A 17,516-nucleotide genomic window follows, 5' to 3' on the forward strand; every position below is an offset into this window, starting at 1 on the left:
GCTGTGCTGCTTTCAGCCCGGCTGCTCCTCCAGCGCGGCCAGCGCATAGCGGGCCGCGCGGGAGATGGCCTCCGCGGAGTCGAGCATCTCCGGGTAGTGCCCCGCCAACGGGCGCTGCGGATACTTCAGCTGAGCAACGGCGTTGCGGTAGCTGCGCCGGGCCGCCTCGAAGTCCTGCGTGCGCTCCTGCACCTGGGCCAGCAGGTAGTGGCCAATGGCCAGCGTGGGCTCCAGGAACAGGGCCTTGGCCAGCTCGGAGCGAGCCTCGGTCAGGCTCCCCGCCTGCATCGCCGCCACCCCGCCGAAGACGCGCGCCTCCACGCACAGCGGCTCGCGCTGGAGCGCCTGACCGAAGGTTTCGCGCGCCTCGTCGATGCGGCCGGTGAGCGAGTACAGGTTGCCCAGCGTCAGGAGCGCGTCCAGGTCGGAGGGCTCGTCCACCAGCAGGCGCTTCACGCCGTCGATGGCGCCAGGGAAGTCGCCCTGCGCCATCTTGCGCACGGCCATGTTCAAGCGCTCGGCGGGCGGCAGCAGCTGCGGCCACGAACCGCTAGGGCGCGCGGGCACCGCTTCCGTCAGCGGCCGGGACGCGGGCGGATCCACGCGCACCGCCGCGAAGGAACCAGTCGTCGCGGTCCGGCGCGGAGGCTCTCCGGGACGGGTCGGATCCAGCTTGATGGCGGGGAACTCCCCGGTGCGTGTCGGCTCTGGCCGGACCGCGGGGAACTCCCCGGTGCGGCGCCCCGCCAGCGCGCCCACTGCGGGCATCTCCAGGGTGGGCCTGCGCACGGGCGCGTCCGGCCCCCTGGCACTCGCCGCGTCGGTGCGCAGCCTGGCCGCGGTCTCCGCGCCGGCCTGCATCCGCTGGCGCAGCTCCACGGCGAAGGACTCCGGGCTGCCCGGCCGGAGCTCCGACGCCATGGGCGCCAGCGGCGGCGGCGGACGGGGGCGCTCGCCCAAGGGGCGCCGGTACACGAACGCACCGTCCACTTCGATCATCTCGAAGCGGTCATAGACCTTGAACAGGCTCTCCGAGTACCCCAGGAAGAGCAGCCCGCCCGGACGCAGCGCCGCGAGGAAGCGGTCCATCAGCGCGCGGATGGTGGGCAGGTCGAAGTAGATGATGACGTTGCGGCAGAGGATGAGGTCCAACGACGCGGGCGCCACCTTGTCGAACACCGGCACGGCCAGGTTCTGACCGTCGAAGCGGATGTACTCGCGCAGGATGGGAGACGCCTCGTAGCCGTCCTCCACGGGCCGGAAGAAGCGCTTGAGCCGCTCCGGTCCAATGGCCATCGCGCGACGCGTGGTGAAGCGCCCCTGCCGCGCGGCCTCCACCGCGGCCAGGTTCAGGTCGGTGGCCCACAGGTCCACCTCCACCGCGAGCGCGCCCAGCTCCGCCATCACCAGCGCCAGGCTGTAGGGCTCCTCGCCCGTGGCGCAGCCGGCGGACCAGATGGTCACCTTGCGCATCTCGCGCCGGGCCCGCGCGAGCAGCTCCGGCAGCACGCTCTGCTCCAGCGCGCGGAACTGCTTCGCGTCGCGGAAGAACTCCGTGTGCCCCACCGTCACCAGCGGCAAGAGCGCGCGCAGCTCCTCCTCGCCGCTCACGCTCATCAGCTTCTGCAGGTACTTCTCCGGGTCGCTCAGCCCCAGCACGGGCATGCGCGTGGACAGGGCGAGCCGCAGGCTGTGGTAGCCATCCAGGGTGATCTTCAGCCCCGCGCGTTCCAGGAGGAGCGCGGCCAGCTGCTGGAGCACCTTGTTGCCCACGTTCAGCACGCGTCCACCCACTGCACGAGCGTCGGCGCGATGACGTCCAGCGGAAGCACCTGCTGCGCCGCGCCCAGCAGCACCGCCTCGCGAGGCATGCCGTAGACGACGCACGTGGCCTCGTCCTGCGCGATGGTGCGCCCGCCCCGCTCGCGAATCTCCTTCAACCCCCTGGCGCCGTCGCGGCCCATGCCCGTCAGGATGACGCCAATGCACCGCCGGCCGAAAGACTCCCCGGCCGAAGTGAGCAGCATGTCACACGAGGGCCGGAAGCCCCGCAGGGCAGGTCCTGTATCCAGTTCCAGACGGCCGTCCGGCTTCACCAGTAGATGTCCTCCCGAAGGGGCGATGTACACCGTGCCCGGCTCCATCCACGCGTCATGCGTCGCCTCGACGACGCGCAGCGCCGTCTCCGTGGAAAGCCAGTGCGCCAGACCTTCCGTGAAGCCCTGGCTGATGTGTTGACAGTAGGCGATGGGCGCGGGGAAGCCCCGCGGAATCATCCGCAGCACGGAGGCGACGGCCTTCGGCCCGCCCAGCGAGGCAGCCAGCGCCACCAGGGGGAACGGCGCGGTGGGCCCCTCCTGCACCGGCTGTTTGGCCTTGGGCGAGGAAGGCGGCGAGCGCACGCCCTTCACCTGCGCCAGCATCACCAGCTTGCGGTTCACCGCGTGCCAGAAGTCCGGCCCCGGAGTCATGGGCCGGTCCATCACGTCCAGCGCGCCCATGGCCAGCGCCTGGAACGCCTGCTGGCCGGTGAGCACGCCCGGGTGCAGCGCCAGGATGGGCGTGGGGCGCTGGGCCATGATGCGCTCAATGGCGCCCAGCGCCTCCGACGACACCAGGTCCACCAGGAGCACGTCCGGGAAGTGCCTGCGCACCACCGCTTCCGCGCCCACGAAGTCCGCCTCGGGCGGGCCCACGGCGACCAGGGACTCGCCCTCGAAGAGCCCGCGCACCAGCCCGCGCAGGCCCCGCCCCACCAGGAGTACCCGGAACGCCAGCCCCATCACCGCCGTGCCGCCGCCCACGAGAGGCTCCTCAGGTCAGCCTATCGATGGACTGCGCCAGGATCTCCACCCCCAGCTCGCCCTTCACCAGGTACGCATCCGCGCCCGCATCCAGGCCGCGCCGCTTGTCCTCCGGCGACGCGAGCGACGACAGGATGATGACCGGGATGCGCGCCACGGCGGGTGTGCCCTTCAGCCGCCGCGTGAGGGAGAAGCCGTCCAACTTCGGCATCTGCACGTCGGTGAGGATGAGGTCGTACGTGTTCGTCTGCACCTTCACGTACGCCTCCTCGCCGTCCTGGGCCTCCTCCACGGAGTGGCCCAGCGCCTTGACGAGCGCGCCTTCCGTCGCACGCGCGATGGGCGAGTCGTCCACCAGGAGCACGCGCAGCCGGCGGCTGGCGGGCGCCTGGGTGACGGGGCGGGCCATGCGGCGCACCTCCGTCATGATGTCCGGCACGTGCAGCAGCACCGCGATGCGCCCGTCCTCCAGCGCCGCCGTGCCCGCGATGAACGGCGCGCCCTTGAGGAACTCTCCTCCACAGGGCTTCACCGCCACCTCGCGCTCGTCCACGAAGCCGTCCACCACCAGCGCGGCGTAGTCGTCGCCGTGGCGCACCACCACCGCGGGGGGCTTGTCGAAGCGGTTGCCGCCGTTGAGGCCCAACAGCGGCCCCAGCGCCACCAGCGCCGTGGGCTTGCCCCGGTGCCGCACCGCCAGCGTGCCGAACACCTCCATGCGGTCATCCGGCTTGATGCGCATGACGGCCACCACGTCCGCGGCGGGCATGCCGTAGACGTCGTCGCCCAGGCGCACCAGCAGCACCTTCATGAGGGCCAGCGACTGAGGCAGGCGCAGCGTGATGGTGGTGCCGCGGCCCTGGCGGCTCTGCACGCCCACGGACCCGCCCAGCGTCTCCACCTTGCGCTTCACCACGTCCATGCCCACGCCGCGGCCGGACAGCTCACTGACCTGTTCGCGCGTGGAGAAGCCAGGGCGGAAGATGAGCTCGATGGCCTCGCGCTCCGACAGCGCGGCGGCCTGCACCGGTGACAGCAGGCGCTTGTTGATGGCCACCTGCTTGAGCCGCTCGGTGTCCATGCCCCGGCCGTCGTCCTCCACCTCGATGTGGAGCATGTCGCCGTCCACGCGCACGCGGATGCGGATGCGCCCCGTGTCGGGCTTGCCCATCTGCTGGCGGAAGTCCGGGGACTCCAGGCCGTGGTCCACCGCGTTGCGAAGCAGGTGCACCAGCGCGTCGCGCACGTCGGCCAGCATGGACCGGTCCACGCCGATGTCGGCGTTCTCGATGACCAGGTCCACTTCCTTGTTCTGCGTCTTCGCGATGTCGCGCACCGCGCGAGGGAACGCGTCGAACACGGTGGACAGCGGCACCAGGCGCGCCTCGGCCACGTGGTCCGCCAGCTGGGCCAGGTTGCCGTGCAGCGTGTTGATGCCGTCCCCGTTGCGGCGCACGAAGCGGAACGCGTCGTCGCGCAGCATGTGCAGGTCCGCCTCCGCGCGCTCCAGCTCCGTGCGGACGGTGTCCGGGACGTCTACCTCCTCGGAGATGCGCAGGAAGCGGTCACCCAGGCGGCTGAAGCGCTCGAAGAGCTGCGCCGTCTCGCCGCTGCGAAGCCGGCCGCGCGCGCTCTCCACCAGCAGGTCGCCGGCGAGCAGGCCCAGCGAGTCCAGCACCTCCACGTTCACGCGGATGCTGCGGTCCGCGATGGAGTTGCTCTTCGCGGTGTTCGGAGCCTCCTCCTCCTTCGCGGCCGGAGCGGGCGCGGCGGCCACGGCGACAGGTTCCGCCACACGGGGCGCGGCCTGCGCGGGCGCCGGAGCAGGCACGGGGGCCTGCACCACGGCGACGGGTGGCGCTACCGGCACCTGCACCGCGGGCTTGGGCGGCGAGGCGGCGGGCCTGCGCACCGGGCCCAGGGCGGGCACGGGGTGGCCGGACACCTCCGACAACGCCTTCACCATCTCCTCGGTGGCGGACGAGCCGGTGTGGGCCGCGTCCAGGTCCTCCAGGAGGTCCGACAGCACGTCGCAGGCACGGAGCATGACGTCCGTGGCCGTCTCGGTGGCCGTCTTGCCTTCGCGCTCGGCGCGCAGGACGTCCTCGGCGGCGTGCGCGAGCTGCCCGATGGCGGCCAGGCCCAACATGCGGGCCTCGCCTTTCATCGTGTGCAGTTCGCGCGCGACGTCGTCCGCGGCCTGCTCCGCGGTCTCCTTCTCCAGGTCGATGACTCCCAGTTGGATCTTCTGGAGTCGGTCGGCCGTGACCTCCTGGAACTTCTTCAGGAGGGACTTCTTGAGGGCCTCGGTGTCCATGGGTCGCGGGCCTCAGGGCGCTCTGCACGCCCCTCGACCCATTTCTCCCCTCAGGAGAACGCCTGCTAGTCGGCCTTGAAACGCTTGATGAGCTCGGCGAGCCGGGCTGCGAGCTGGGTGAGCTCGGCGGCGGCCCCGGTGGCCTGCTTCGACGCCTGCGTCGTCTGGCGCGTCACGTCTTCAATCTCCGCCATGGACGCCACCACCTGCTCGGTGGCCGTGCGCTGCTGCTGGGTCGCCAGGTTGATGACCCGGGCCGCGTCGCTCGTCTCCTGCACGCCGGCGAGGATGCCTTCCACGGCCTGCGCCGCCACCGCGCCCAGCTTCTCGCCGGACTCCGTGGCGTGCTTGGACGCGTCCGCGGCACCCGCGGCGGCCTGCGTGGCCTCGCGGATCTCGGTGATCAGGTTCTTGATCTCCTTGGTGGACTCCAGGACGTTCTCCGCCAGTCGGCGCATCTCCGCCGCGACGATGGAGAAGCCCTTGCCCGCCTCACCCGCGCGGCTGCCTTCCAGCGCCGCGTTGAGCGCCAGCAGGTCGGAGCGGTCCGCGATCTCGTCAATCACCTCCACCACCGTGCCAATGCGCTCCACGCGCTTGGACAGCTTGGAGATGGAGTCCGCCACCGCGACGCCGTCGCTGCGGATCTGCTGCATGGCCTGGATGAACTCGCCAATGGCGCCACGGCCCGCGCGGGCCGCGCCCAGCGTCTCCTCCGCCACGCGCGCCACGCTGCCCGCGTTCTCCGCGATCTGCGCGGAGGCGTGCTTCAGCTCCTCCATGGTCGCGGTCGTCTCGTGGATGGCCGCGGCCTGCTCGGTGGAGGACGTCTCATGCTGCGTGGACGCCGCCAGCACCTGGTTGGCGGAGGACGACAGCCGCAGCGCGGCCTCGTTGATCTCCCGCACGAAGATGCGCAGCGTCTCGATGACCTTGCCGAAGCCCTCCAGCAGGGGCCCGAGCTGGGGGTCTTCGGTGGACGTGTTCCAGCGCGACAGGTCGCCTTCACGCACCAGGATGATGAGCGAGTCGAGCGCCTGATCGATCTCCTGGGCCGCCACCTGCTTGCGGTGCTCTGCGGAGGAGAACTGCTCCAGCACCTGGTTGAGCAGGTGGCCAAAGCCGCTGGCGTCCGCCTGCACGCGGTCCTGAGGCACGCGCGCGTTCAGGTTGCCGGCCAGCACCGACATCAGCGTGTCGGTGAAGGGCTTGAGCGGATCCGCCACCGTGTTGGCGATGACGGACTGCGCGCCGGCCTTCACGCCCGGGGACTTCCTCGCGCCGCGGGACTTCGCGGGCTTCTCGTTGGGGCTCTCCAGGGACATGTGTGTCAGTGCCTTCCTTGCGTCTTCAAGGTTTCCGCCAAATCAATGAGCAACACGGGACGACCCGCCTCTTCATCCAGGCAGATGCCCACCGCATACGAAGCCGCCGCGGCGGCGGCCGGCATGCGGCGCAGCCCGGCGACGGGGATGGTGCGCACCCCGTTGACGCCGTCCACCTTCAGGTGGCCCTCGCCCTCGGGGGTGTCGAACACGAGCGCGCGGTGCCCCTTGTGGGGCAGTCCCAGGTCGCGCACGGTCAGGTCGTCCGGGAGCGCCCGGTCGATGCGCAGCACGGACGACGCGTCCGTGCCGTACTCCGAATCACCAATCTGGAAGAAGAGGACGTCCACCTCTCCCACGGCCCGTTCCTGCTCGGGGGCTTCCTCATCCAGCAGGACGTCGCCGCTCATCGCACCACCGCGCGCTGACGGGCCGTCTGGAGCAGCTTGGAGAAGTTGAGCAGGTTGAGGCCATCCGACGGGCCCGCCCCCTGCACCACTCCCAAGAGGTGCTCCGCGGCCTGATCACCGCCCAGGGGCGGCGGCAGGATGTCCGCCACGGGGATGCGGCGCAGGCCGAGCACGACGTCCGCCACCACGCCAGAGACGTAGTTGCCGCTGACGCCCACGAAGATGCGGGTGCGCGGACCGATGCGCGCCTCGCCCTTGCTGAGGAAGCGCAGCATGTCCACCACGGGAAGCACCTGGCCTCGGTGGCCGGTGACGCCCAGGATGAAGGACGGCGTGCGCGGCAGCGGCGTGAGCAGCCCGGCGCGCAGCACCTCGAGCACGTTCTCGCTCGGGACGCCAAAGCGCAGCTCGCCCACGCGGAAGCAGAAGAATTCCAGCTCCGGCCGGGCCTGGGCGGCCACCGTGCGGTCTGGCGCCTTGCGCAAGGCGCGTTGAAGGGGGGAGGAGTTCGGGGTCAAGGCAGCGAAGTATCCGAGACCAGGATAAAGAGGGTCAAGGGTCCATCGTCCGGTGATGGACCGGCCGCCTGCTCTCCGTTTCGATGGTCCATCGTGACCCAAAGGTGTAGGGTTGTGCGCTGGCAGCCCTTGAGGAGGACGATGTCCCGCGTACTGGTCATTGACGACAGCCCGATGCTTCTGGAGCTTACCGTCCGGGCCCTGACGGCCGCCGGCTATGAGGCCATTGGCGCGCCGGACCTGGCTACGCTCAACCAGAAGCTCACCGAGGGCCCGTTCGCGCTCATCCTCATGGACGTGAACATGCCGGAGATGTTCGGCGACGACGTCGTCGAGTACCTCCGCACGGTGAAGGGCGTCACCTCCAAGCTCGTCCTCTACTCGGACATCTCGGAGCAGGAGCTGGAAGCGAAGGTGAAGAACTCCGGCGCTGACGGCTACATCCTCAAGAGCGGAGGCCTGGAGGGCGTGCTGGGAGGCGTCATGGGCATGATTGGCGCCCCTGCGCTGAACATCCCTGTCCCCGCCCCGGCCCCGGTCGCTGCCCCTGCCCCGGTGGCGGCTCCGGCCGCACCCGCCACGGGTTCCGGCGGACTCCCCAAGGCCCCGATGGCCGCCGGGGGGCGCAAGCCGCGCATCCTCATCGTGGACGACAGTGAGATGACCGCGCGGATCATCGAAGCGGACCTGGTGTCCAAGGGCTTCGAGGTCCACGTCGCGGACACCGCGGACAAGGCCACGAAGATCATCCTGAAGAAGCAGACGCGCCCGGACCTGGTGCTGCTGGACGTGCGCATGCCCAACGTGAACGGCGAACAGTTCTGCCGCTTCATCAAGAGCAACAGCCTCTTCAAGGGCATCAAGGTGCTGCTGTGCTCCGGCGAGAACGTCGAGGAGCTCCAGCGCATCTGCCGCGAGGCCGGCGCCGACGGCTACATCCCCAAGGATGCCGTGATGGGCAACCTCGTCGCCAAGGAGCTGATGCCCCCTGGCGCCGAGTAGTCGCCGCGCGCTTCAGGGCTTCGTCGCCGCCTCGGGCGTCACGGACGCGTCGGGCGCCGCGGTCTCCTGGGCCGGGCAGCTCGTCTTGGCGGCCCGCTCCTGCAACTGCTCCTGCACTTCCGCGGACTTCGCCTCGGAGGGCTTCGCGTTCTCCACGAAGCGCTGGTAGGCGGCCAGCGCCTCGCAGGACTTGCCGAGCGCGTCGTAGGACTTCACCAGCGCGTTGAGGATGGGGCGCTGGCCGGGCTGAAGGTCAAAGGCCTTCTGCAGCTCCGCCGCGGTCTCCTCGGTCCGCCCCAGCGCCTCCAGTGAGAGGCCGCGCCACACGCGATAGCTCGCGTTGTCCGGCTGCGCGGTCACCAGCGCGGTGGCGGCCTTCAGCGCCAGCTCCTTCTCCCCGGCGCGCGCGTTGGCCGTGTATGCCAGCTGGAGCAGGACGATGTTGGGGCCGCACTTCTCACCGAACGTGTCCGTCACGCGGGTGAGGCCCTTCAGGTCGCCGGTGTCCAGCAGCAGCTGCGCCAGCTGCTGCGCCTTCGCCTTGTCGCACGGCGTCTCCGTCAGCTCCTCGCGCAGCTTGCGCACGAGCGGCTTCTTCAGGCCGTGGTCGAACTCCGGCTCCTCGGGCGCCTTGCTGCACGCACCGAGGACGGCGCCGGAGGAGAGACAGAAGACGGCGAGGCGGAACACGGAACGGAAGGAGGAAGCGGACATGCCGCCCTGCGTAGCCCTTCCCTCCCGGACGGTCAAACCTCCGGTCAGCCCGCGGCGTTCTCCCGCTCGTCCAGGCCGCGCGCGAAGTTGCCGATGACGAGCCCCGGCCGCGCCGCCTTCAGCCGCTGGAGCAGCGTGCGGATGCCCACCGCCTCGCCGCCCGCGCCCACGCCGCGCGCGACCTCCAGATACTGGAGCGGATCAATGCACAGCGAGCGCGTCTGCACCTGATCCACGCGGTACTTGCGCACCAGGTTCTCCAGCGCCTGCACTTCACCCTCGCGGTCGGTGACGCCGGGGAACAGGAGCAGGTTGAGCGCCAGGTACGCGCCCCGCTCGCGCGCCAGCGCGATGGACGCCTCCACGTCCTCCCAGCCGTACTTCACTGGCTTGTAGTAGGCCTCGTAGAGCCCCTTTGACGCGGAGTTGAGCGACACGCGCACGGCGTCCAGCCCCGCGTCCAGCAGGGCCTCGAGCCCGTGCGTGAGGCTGGCGTTGGTGTTGATGTTGATGGAGCCCTTGTCCGTCTTGGCGCGCATCAGGCGGATGGACTCCGCGATGAACTTCCAGCGCGTGAGCGGCTCGCCTTCGCAGCCCTGGCCGAAGCTCACCATGGTGCGGCCCGGAGCGTGCTCCAGGTGGTACAGGCCGATGGCCGCCATCTCTTCCGCGGAGGGGCCGTCATCCATGCGCTCGTGCGAGGCCGGCGGGCCGTCCGCGGGCTGATCCGAGATGCAGCCCACGCAGCGCGCGTTGCACATCACCGACGCGGGGATGGCGCCCTCGTCGCGTGCGTAGAAGATGTTCTGCGACGTGAAGCACCGGTACAGCAGCGCGCACGTCTTCAGCTGCTTGAGCACGCGGCTGTCCGGGAAGCGCTCCATGTGCGCCGTCACCAGGCCCTTCAGCTCCGGCGTGGAGTACGCCTCCGGCTCCCAGTGCGAACGCCGGTCGGTGTGGATGGCCCACGCGAGCGGCCCGTCCTTGCCCCACGCCGCCGCCGTGTACGCCCACTGCGGCAGCACCGGCCCGCTGCCCTTCACTTCACCGGGCAGGAACGTGCGCGTGTAGCCCGGCGGCAGCAGCGCGCCCACGGCGTTGGGCACGAAGGTCTTTCCGCCCATCTTCATCTCGCGCACCAGCTCCAGCTCACCGGAGTCCGGGTTGAGTCCCACGGGCAGGCGGCCAGGCAGGTGCACCAGGCGCCCGGTCGCAGGCAGGGCGATGGGCTTGTCCTGCGGGGGCACGAGTTCCTCGCCGCTGCGCAGGGTGGCGATGAGGTAGGGATGCTCCATGACCCGGCCCTTGGGGTCCGCGAAGAGCAGTTTCGGCGCGTGCGTCATGCGCTGTTAACTAACACGGGTGGGCCGCCCTGCGTCCAACGCCTCGCGTCATATGGATGGATGAATGAGGCCCATCACGCGTGGCCCCTTTCCTCGCCCGTGCGCGCCTTGAAAGCGCTCATGCCCTGGTCTATGGGTCCGCCACGTTTTCCAGGCAGTCCCCCATTCGTCGGAGGCAGTCGTGATCGTCGGAGTCCCCAAGGAGATCAAAACCCGCGAGTACCGTGTTGGCATGGTGCCTGCGGGCGTGCGCGCGCTCACCATCGCGGGGCACACGGTGCTGGTCGAGACGAACGCTGGCGTCGGCTCCGGCATCCCGGATTCGGAGTACCAGCGCGTCGGCGCGCAGATCATCACCACCGCGGATGAGGTGTGGAAGCGCGCGGAGATGATCGTGAAGGTGAAGGAGCCCATCGCGCCGGAGTACGAGCGCATGCAGCCCGGGCAGATCGTCTACACGTACTTCCACCTGGCCGGCGTGGATCCGGAGCTCACCAAGACCCTCATCAAGAAGAAGGTCACGGCGGTCGCCTACGAGACGCTCCAGCTGGACGACGGCAGCCTCCCGCTGCTCAAGCCCATGTCCGAAGTGGCCGGCAAGATGGCCATCCAGGTGGGCGCCGCGTGCCTGGAGAAGGCCCACGGTGGCAAGGGCATCCTGCTGGGCGGCGTGCCCGGCGTGCGTCGCGGTCGCGTGGCCGTCATCGGCGGTGGCGTGGTGGGCCTGTGCGCCGCCAAGGTCGCCGTCGGCATGGGCGCGGAAGTGACCATCCTGGACGTGAACCTGGAGCGCCTCACCTACCTGGACGACGTGTTCCTCGGCCGCGCGCAGACGCTGGCGTCGGACACGGAGTCCATCGCGCGTACCGTGCGCGAGTCGGACCTCGTCATCGGCGGCGTGCTCATCCCCGGCGGCAAGGCCCCGAAGCTGGTGTCGCGTGAGCTCATCGGCGAGATGGAGCCCGGCTCCGTCGTCGTCGACGTCGCGGTGGACCAGGGCGGCTGCATCGAGACCTGCAAGCCCACCACGCACGACAACCCCACCTTCACCGTGAGCGACGTCGTCCACTACTGCGTGGCGAACATGCCCGGCGCGGTGCCCCAGACGTCCACCTTCGCGCTCACCAACACCACCCGCCCCTACTCGCGGAAGATCGCGGACCTGGGTCTGGTGGAGGCCATCAAGTCCGACCGCGCCCTCCAGCGCGCCATCAACACCTACAACGGCCACATCACCTACGAGGCCGTCGCCAAGGACATGGGGTACGACTACGTGCCCCTGATGGACGCACTCGGCGGCAAGAAGTGACGTAGCGGCTGCCTGCTCCACAACCGGCCAGCCATGTGCTGGCCGGTTGCCTGGAGGGGACGGTTGGACGGGTGTCCCGTTCAGTTCCCACCCTGTGGAATAAATGATCCCGCCGGACGTCTCCGCACTCCAGAAGCGGGCATGCGGGCGGCGCGGCAGGGGAAAGCGTTGTTGACCCGTCTGTTCCGGTGCATAGATTGACCGTTAGGCAGGCGACGCATTCCCCAATCATTTCGGGCCCCTGGAAGGCGGGAGCATGATGCTGGACTTCAGGCAACCCAACCGGACGAAGCAGGAATTCGAAGAGCTGGCGCTGGCACACCTGGACCCGCTGTATTCAGCGGCGCTCCGGTTGACCAAGAACGAGCGTGACGCCGAGGACCTGGTGCAGGACACCTGCATGCGGGCCTACCGCTTCTTCGACAAGTTCGAGCGCGGGACCAACATCAAGGCCTGGCTCTTCAAGATCCTCACGAACACCTTCATCAACCGCTACCGCCGCAAGGTGAAGGAGCGGACGGTGGTGGAGGGCGTGGAGCGCGAGGCGGTGCATGAGCGCTTCGTGAGCCGGGACGCGACGGACTTCGCGGCCAACCCGGAGCAGTACTTCTTCGACCGGCTCCTGTCGGACGACGTGCTGCGCTCCATCGACTCGCTGCCCATCGACTTCCGGCTGGTGGTCATCCTCGCGGACCTCCAGGAGTTCTCCTACAAGGAGATCGCGGAGATCCTGGAGTGCCCCGTGGGCACCGTGATGAGCCGCCTCTTCCGTGGCCGCAAGCTGCTGCAGAAGACGCTGCGCGAGTACGCGGAAGGCCAGGGCGTATTCCGGCACGACGGGGAGCCGGTTCAGGCGGCCCCGGCGGATCTGGAAGAGTTCAGGCGCCGGAAGAAGGCAGGCTAGAAAGAGGTTGGAGGGGCGTTGCTTCCCTCCGCCCACCTCATCGAGCGCCCATGACCTGCCAGGAACTCGAGCGGTTGCTGTACCCGTACCTCGACGGCGAATTCCAGCCCGAGGAACGCCACGACGTGGAGTCGCATCTCGAAGGCTGCTCCGCGTGTGTCGCGCGGGTGGACGAGGAGATGCAACTTCGTCAGACGCTTCGCCGCGCGGCGAAGCACTCCATCTCCTCGCAGGGCACGCGCGCGCCGGCCTCACTGCGCGCGGGCATCCAGTCCGGCCTGCACCGCGAGCACCGCCGTGCGCAGGTGGGCCAGTGGCTGCGCGCCGGGGCCATGGCCCTGGTGGTGGTGACGGTGAGCGGTGGCTGGATGATGTACCAGTCCGGCAAGGCGCAGAAGGCCACCATCCTGGAGGCCGTGCAGCGCCACACGCGCCAGCGGCCCCTGGAGTTCGTCGCGGGCACGCCGGAGCAGATCGAAGCGTGGTTCAACGACAAGGTGGAGCACCGCATCACCCTGCCCCGCCTGCAGCAGGCGCGGCCCGTGGGCGCGCGCTTCTCCACGCTCAACGGCCAGGAAGTCGTCTACGTCAGCTACGAGACGCAGCCCCGCCTCACCAACGAGCCCAAGCGCAACATCGGCGTGTTCGTGTACCCGGCCACGGGTCAGCGGGTGATCAAGGACGAGGGCCCCACGGTGGAGAACGTCGCCGTGGACTCGAGCCAGGCGTACAACGTGGTGACGTGGCGTGATCAGGACGTCACCTACGAGCTGGTGACGGATCTGGACGACGCCGCCATCCTGCAGATGCTGCGGGATCAGGAGCACCGCTCGAACGGGCTCGTGCGCCCCGCGCAGGTGAAGCCCGCGGTGAGCGTGCAGCCCGTCTCGCTACAGCCCTGAAGCCCTCGGAAACCGGGGGCTCGGGTGGTCGGCTGCTCAACTGAATACCGGGCGTTGCGCCCGGTGTGAAGATTGACGGTCCCATGCATGGCCGATAGCCTCGACCACGTCTTTACTCTCGCGCGCCGCCGCTGCTGTCTGACGCGGTGACACACCGCGCGCCGCACCCCCAGGATGGCCGTCCCTTCATGTCCAAGCGAATCCTGATCGTCGAAAGCGACGCCACCCTCGCCACCACCCTGCAGCAGGCCATGGAGTCGCGAGGCTTCTCCGCGCAGACGACGGGCGACGGCAAGGGCAGCGTGGAGCTGATCCGCCGTGAGCGTCCGGACCTCGTGGTGCTGGCGGTGGACCTGTCCGCGGGACAGAACGGCTACCTCATCTGCGGCAAGCTGAAGAAGGACGACGAGCTGAAGACGGTGCCCATCGTCATCATCGGCAGCCCGGACGGCTTCGCGGCGCACAGCAAGCTGAAGGCGCGCGCGGACGAGTACGTGGCGAAGCCGGTGGACACGGACGTCCTCATCGACCGCGTGGGCGGCGTCATCGGCTTCCCGGAGCTGCCCGCGAGCGACGAGGTGGTGGACGAGAGCCTCACGCTGGACTCGCTGGGCGAAGAGCCCGCGACGGACTTCGGCTCGGAGGAGATCGCCGTCGACACGGGCGAGGAGCCTGCGGTGGCCGGGGAAGACCTGGACATGCTCGACGACGCCTTCAGCGACATGTCCGAGCCCGTGACGGGCACGGACGAGGAGCCCGTCGTCGCGCCGCCGGAGGAGATGGAGTCCCCGTCCGGCCTGGAGGAGATCTCCGCGCTCGACTCGCTGGGCCCGGACAACGACGACTCGCTGGACATGCTGGGCAGCCTGGACGAGCCGGAGGAGAAGACCGTCGTCGGCTTCATGCCGCCGGTGGATCCGGAGCCCGTCGCCGCCCCCACCCCGCCGCCCGCGCGCGCCGCCCCCACGCCGCTGCGCGCGGTGCCGCCGCCCGCCGCTGCCCGCCCCGCCGTCGCCGCTCCGGTGACGCCGGCCGCCGCCCCGGGCCCGTCCGCCGCGGATCTGGCGGAAATGCGCAACCTGCGCGCGAAGGTGGCGGAGCTGCAGAGCGCGCTGGAGGACTCGCGCGCGGAGACGACGCAGGTCGAGGACCGCGTGCAGTCCCTGGAGTCCGAGCTCCAGGCGAAGGCCACGGAGCTGGAGGCGTCCCGCTCCACCTCCGGCAAGAGCGACAAGGACACCTTCGCGCTGCGTGACACCGTCAACAAGCGCGACAAGGAGATCCTGCGGCTCAAGTCGGAGCTGAACCAGAAGGACCAGGAGATCATCGAGCTGAAGGATCAGCACCTGGAGCTGGAGCAGAAGGCCTCCACCTCCGACGAGGAGCTGAACCGCCGCGACGCGCAGATCAAGACGCTCACCACGCGCACCGAGCAGCTCACCACTGAGCGCAAGCGCGTGGATCAGCAGCTGGCCACCGCGAAGGAGGAGGCGCGCGGCGCCACCGCGAAGCTGGGCACGCTCCAGGCGGAGCTGGATCAGCACCAGGCCCAGGCCCAGGAGATGGCGGCCGAGGCGGACAGCCTGCGCGCCCAGGTGGCCCAGCAGGACACGGACATCCAGGCGGCGCGCGACGAGTCCGAAGGGCTGCGCTCGCAGGTGGAGGCGGCACAGGGCGAGCTGGAAGGCCTGCGCGGCGAGCTGGAGGCCCTGCGCGGCCAGCTGGAGCAGTCCCAGTCGGACCTGTCCAACCAGAGCGCCCAGGCGGCCGCGGAGGCGGACGGCCTGCGCGCGCGCATCACCGAGCTGGAGCAGGCGGCGGTGCGCAACGAGGAGCGCGTGACGAAGCTCTACGCGCGCATCAAGGGCGACGAGAAGCTGCGCGAGAAGACGAAGAAGGCGCTGGCCATCGCGCAGCAGCTGCTGGACGAGCCGGGCACCGCCGTGGGCGACGACGCCGACGAGGAAGCCGCGGCCTGAAGCATCGCGGTACCGCCTGACGAAGCCGGGGGAAGGCGCGGGCTGGTGTGCCGCCCTCCCCCGCTCCAGGCCCCGGTTACTTGCCGGGTTGCTTCGGGGCCGTCTTCTTCTCGTGCAGCTTCTTGGCGAAGGACTGCACCGCGGCGGGCACGTTCTTGTCGCGGGCCAGGTCCTTCAGCTCCGCGTCGCGCAGCGTGTTGAGGAACTTCATGGTGACGGTGAGCGGCACCTTGGGGTTCTTCACCAGCGCGAGCTTCACCTTCTGCATCTTCGTCCACTCGCGGTTGTTGTAGATGACGCGCAGCACGTCGTCGTTGACGGCGCGGTTCGCGGCGCACGCGAGCACCTCGCCATCGGTGATGCGGGGGCTGCGGATGACGGCCACGCAGACGAGCTTGTTGGTGTCGCGGATGAGCGCGGAGCGGGCTTCCTTGTTGCCCAGCGTGCCCAGCTTGATCTTCTCCGCGATGGACATCTTCATGATGCGCTGGGCAAGCGTCATGCGCTTGCCCTCCTCCATGGGAGCGGCGTCCTCGGACTGCGCCTCCGTGCCCAGCTCCTGGAGCACCTCCTCCGCGGTGGGGCCCGGATCCGGCGGCGCGGCGGCGGCCTGCGGGCCGTAGATGCGCACGCGCGCGGCCTGCATCGCGGGCACGTCCGCCAGCACCAGGCCGCTGCGGACCGCGAAGTCGCAGACGCTGTCCACCAGCGACACCGGGGCGCCGGGGTTGGCGCACAGGCCGCGGATGATGCCCTCGTTGCGCAGCAGGCGCAGCTGGTTCTGGGAGATGATCTCCGCCACCTTCGGGCTGCACGTGCCGGCCACGCTGGCCACGGCGTCGTCCGGCGTCTCCGAGTTGAGGACGAGCATCTCCGCGTAGGCTTCCTTGTCCTTGAGCAGGCCCAGGAAGTAGCCCAGCACGGGCGGCTGCACGCCCTCGTCGCGCAGCGCGGATCCGAGGATGCGGTCCGGCAGGCCCGAGGACGTCTTGGCGGCCGTCTCGCGCACGCCCGCGTCCGGGTCGAACGTGAGCATGTAGAGGGCGCCCAGCATGTCCGCCGGATTGAGCGGCACCAGGGACTTGGCCGCCATCATCCGCAGGGGCACGGGGGCGTTGGGGTCCACGTGCTTGCGCAGGTTGGGCGGCAGGAACTCCGCGTTGAAGGGGCAGCCCGGGGGCGGGGCCGGAATGCTGGGGTCGGCGGTGCTCATGACGCGTGATTCCTTCCGTAGATGATGCGCAGCCCCTCCAGGGTGAGGAACTCATCCACCTCCTGGATGGCCTTCGATTCACTGGCCACCAGCGGGGCCAGGCCCCCGGTGGCCACCACTTTCGCGGAGAAGCCCATCTCCGCCTCCATGCGCGCGCACATGCCGTCCACCATGCTCACGTAGCCGTGGACCAGGCCGGACTGCATGGAGTGCACGGTGTTGCGGCCCACCACGTGGGGCGGCCGGGCGAACTCGACGCGGGGGAGCTTGGAGGCGTTCTGGAACAGGGCCTCCATGGAGATGTTGATGCCGGGGCAGATGGCGCCGCCCAGGTACTCGCCCTTGGGTGTCACCGCGTCCAGCGTCGTCGCGGTGCCGAAGTCCACCACGATGAGGCCGCGGTGGTGCTTCTCGTAGGCGGCCACCGCGTTGACGATGCGGTCCGCGCCCACTTCGCGCGGGTTGTCGTAGAGGATGGGCATGCCCGTCTTCACGCCCGGGCCCACGAACATGGGGCGCGTCTTGAAGTAGCGCTCGCTCATCTTCTCCAGGATGAACTGGAGCGGCGGCACCACGCTGGACACCGCCACGGCCTTCACCTGGTTCGCGTCGACGCCGCTCCACGCGAAGAGCTGGCGCACCTGGATGCCGTATTCGTCCGCGCTCCGGCGCGCGCTCGTCTCCAGGCGCCAGTGGTCCAGGAGCCGCCGGCCCTCGTAAACGCCCAGGACGGTGTTGGTGTTGCCGACGTCGATGGCCAGGAGCATCAGGGGCGC

At 69.8% G+C, this 17,516-nt stretch carries 15 protein-coding genes; 5 read left to right on the plus strand and 10 right to left on the minus strand.

What is annotated here, in order from left to right; all coding sequences use genetic code 11:
- Positions 1-12: 12 nt before the first annotated feature.
- The 6 genes from D7Y04_RS29545 to D7Y04_RS29570 form a co-directional block, all read right to left on the minus strand.
- A complete protein-coding gene (locus D7Y04_RS29545) occupies positions 13-1,782 on the minus strand; it encodes a CheR family methyltransferase (protein WP_120594979.1) in 1,770 nt (589 codons plus the stop codon).
- Positions 1,776-2,777 carry a chemotaxis protein CheB gene (locus tag D7Y04_RS29550; RefSeq protein WP_120575537.1) on the minus strand — a complete coding sequence of 334 codons (1,002 nt, stop codon included), beginning with the start codon at positions 2,775-2,777 and terminating at the stop codon, positions 1,776-1,778. Before D7Y04_RS29550 ends, D7Y04_RS29545 begins: the two co-directional genes overlap by 7 nt.
- A gap of 37 nt (positions 2,778-2,814) precedes the next feature.
- On the minus strand, positions 2,815-5,121 hold the full coding sequence (locus D7Y04_RS29555; protein WP_120594973.1) for a hybrid sensor histidine kinase/response regulator: 2,307 nt from the start codon (positions 5,119-5,121) through the stop codon (positions 2,815-2,817).
- 65 nt (positions 5,122-5,186) lie between these two features.
- The gene (locus D7Y04_RS29560) at positions 5,187-6,446 is read right to left on the minus strand and encodes a methyl-accepting chemotaxis protein (RefSeq protein WP_120594974.1); all 1,260 of its coding nucleotides are present in this window, start codon (positions 6,444-6,446) and stop codon (positions 5,187-5,189) included.
- Between the two features lie 5 nt (positions 6,447-6,451).
- A complete protein-coding gene (locus D7Y04_RS29565; RefSeq protein ID WP_120594975.1) occupies positions 6,452-6,856 on the minus strand; it encodes a Frizzy aggregation protein FrzB in 405 nt (134 codons plus the stop codon).
- Positions 6,853-7,341 (minus strand): chemotaxis protein CheW, encoded by a 489-nt coding sequence (locus D7Y04_RS29570; RefSeq protein ID WP_120594976.1) that lies wholly within the window; start codon positions 7,339-7,341, stop codon positions 6,853-6,855. The genes D7Y04_RS29565 and D7Y04_RS29570 overlap by 4 nt, the downstream gene beginning before the upstream one ends.
- A 174-nt stretch (positions 7,342-7,515) precedes the next feature.
- Between D7Y04_RS29570 and D7Y04_RS29575 the strand changes: the two genes are divergently transcribed.
- Positions 7,516-8,376: a response regulator gene (locus D7Y04_RS29575; RefSeq protein ID WP_121761432.1), complete on the plus strand. Its 861-nt coding sequence runs from the start codon at positions 7,516-7,518 to the stop codon at positions 8,374-8,376.
- Between the two features lie 12 nt (positions 8,377-8,388).
- Here the strand turns inward: D7Y04_RS29575 and D7Y04_RS29580 are convergent, their stop codons facing one another.
- Positions 8,389-9,090 carry a hypothetical protein gene (locus tag D7Y04_RS29580; RefSeq protein ID WP_121761433.1) on the minus strand — a complete coding sequence of 234 codons (702 nt, stop codon included), beginning with the start codon at positions 9,088-9,090 and terminating at the stop codon, positions 8,389-8,391.
- A 44-nt stretch (positions 9,091-9,134) separates the two neighbouring features.
- Positions 9,135-10,433, minus strand: a complete 1,299-nt coding sequence (locus D7Y04_RS29585; RefSeq protein ID WP_120599620.1) for a radical SAM protein — start codon at positions 10,431-10,433, stop codon at positions 9,135-9,137.
- Between the two features lie 181 nt (positions 10,434-10,614).
- On the opposite strand from D7Y04_RS29585, the gene ald reads away from it, so the two are divergent.
- The 4 genes from ald (at position 10,615) to D7Y04_RS29605 (ending at position 15,527) form a co-directional block, all read left to right on the plus strand.
- Complete coding sequence (gene ald / locus D7Y04_RS29590; protein WP_120599621.1) at positions 10,615-11,742, plus strand: alanine dehydrogenase; 1,128 nt, start codon at positions 10,615-10,617, stop codon at positions 11,740-11,742.
- A 259-nt stretch (positions 11,743-12,001) separates the two neighbouring features.
- A complete protein-coding gene (locus D7Y04_RS29595; protein ID WP_121761537.1) occupies positions 12,002-12,646 on the plus strand; it encodes a sigma-70 family RNA polymerase sigma factor in 645 nt (214 codons plus the stop codon).
- A 50-nt stretch (positions 12,647-12,696) separates the two neighbouring features.
- Positions 12,697-13,548, plus strand: a complete 852-nt coding sequence (locus tag D7Y04_RS29600; RefSeq protein WP_121761434.1) for an anti-sigma factor — start codon at positions 12,697-12,699, stop codon at positions 13,546-13,548.
- A gap of 188 nt (positions 13,549-13,736) precedes the next feature.
- Positions 13,737-15,527, plus strand: a complete 1,791-nt coding sequence (locus D7Y04_RS29605) for a response regulator (RefSeq protein WP_121761435.1) — start codon at positions 13,737-13,739, stop codon at positions 15,525-15,527.
- Positions 15,528-15,603: 76 nt separating this feature from the next.
- Here D7Y04_RS29605 and D7Y04_RS29610 read toward each other — a convergent pair whose 3' ends face one another.
- Positions 15,604-16,740 carry a hypothetical protein gene (locus D7Y04_RS29610; protein ID WP_121761436.1) on the minus strand — a complete coding sequence of 379 codons (1,137 nt, stop codon included), beginning with the start codon at positions 16,738-16,740 and terminating at the stop codon, positions 15,604-15,606.
- Entirely contained in the window at positions 16,737-17,507 is a 771-nt protein-coding gene (locus D7Y04_RS29615; RefSeq protein WP_120600356.1) for a type III pantothenate kinase, read from the minus strand. Before D7Y04_RS29615 ends, D7Y04_RS29610 begins: the two co-directional genes overlap by 4 nt.
- Positions 17,508-17,516: the final 9 nt, after the last annotated feature.

This window comes from Corallococcus sp. AB038B, from assembly GCF_003668955.1.
In the GTDB taxonomy this organism is placed as follows: Bacteria; Myxococcota; Myxococcia; order Myxococcales; family Myxococcaceae; genus Corallococcus; species Corallococcus exiguus.

Excerpts from the sequence above, each read along its gene's own strand:
- D7Y04_RS29555 (WP_120594973.1), bottom strand. The coding sequence starts at position 5,121 with ATGGACACCGAGGCCCTCAAGAAGTCCCTCCTGAAGAAGTTCCAGGAG.
- D7Y04_RS29560 (WP_120594974.1), bottom strand. The coding sequence starts at position 6,446 with ATGTCCCTGGAGAGCCCCAACGAGAAGCCCGCGAAGTCCCGCGGCGCG.
- D7Y04_RS29565 (WP_120594975.1), bottom strand. The coding sequence starts at position 6,856 with ATGAGCGGCGACGTCCTGCTGGATGAGGAAGCCCCCGAGCAGGAACGG.
- D7Y04_RS29575 (WP_121761432.1), top strand. The coding sequence starts at position 7,516 with ATGTCCCGCGTACTGGTCATTGACGACAGCCCGATGCTTCTGGAGCTT.
- D7Y04_RS29580 (WP_121761433.1), bottom strand. The coding sequence starts at position 9,090 with ATGTCCGCTTCCTCCTTCCGTTCCGTGTTCCGCCTCGCCGTCTTCTGT.
- D7Y04_RS29585 (WP_120599620.1), bottom strand. The coding sequence starts at position 10,433 with ATGACGCACGCGCCGAAACTGCTCTTCGCGGACCCCAAGGGCCGGGTC.
- D7Y04_RS29595 (WP_121761537.1), top strand. The coding sequence starts at position 12,002 with ATGCTGGACTTCAGGCAACCCAACCGGACGAAGCAGGAATTCGAAGAG.
- D7Y04_RS29600 (WP_121761434.1), top strand. The coding sequence starts at position 12,697 with ATGACCTGCCAGGAACTCGAGCGGTTGCTGTACCCGTACCTCGACGGC.
- D7Y04_RS29605 (WP_121761435.1), top strand. The coding sequence starts at position 13,737 with ATGTCCAAGCGAATCCTGATCGTCGAAAGCGACGCCACCCTCGCCACC.
- D7Y04_RS29610 (WP_121761436.1), bottom strand. The coding sequence starts at position 16,740 with ATGAGCACCGCCGACCCCAGCATTCCGGCCCCGCCCCCGGGCTGCCCC.
- D7Y04_RS29615 (WP_120600356.1), bottom strand. The coding sequence starts at position 17,507 with ATGCTCCTGGCCATCGACGTCGGCAACACCAACACCGTCCTGGGCGTT.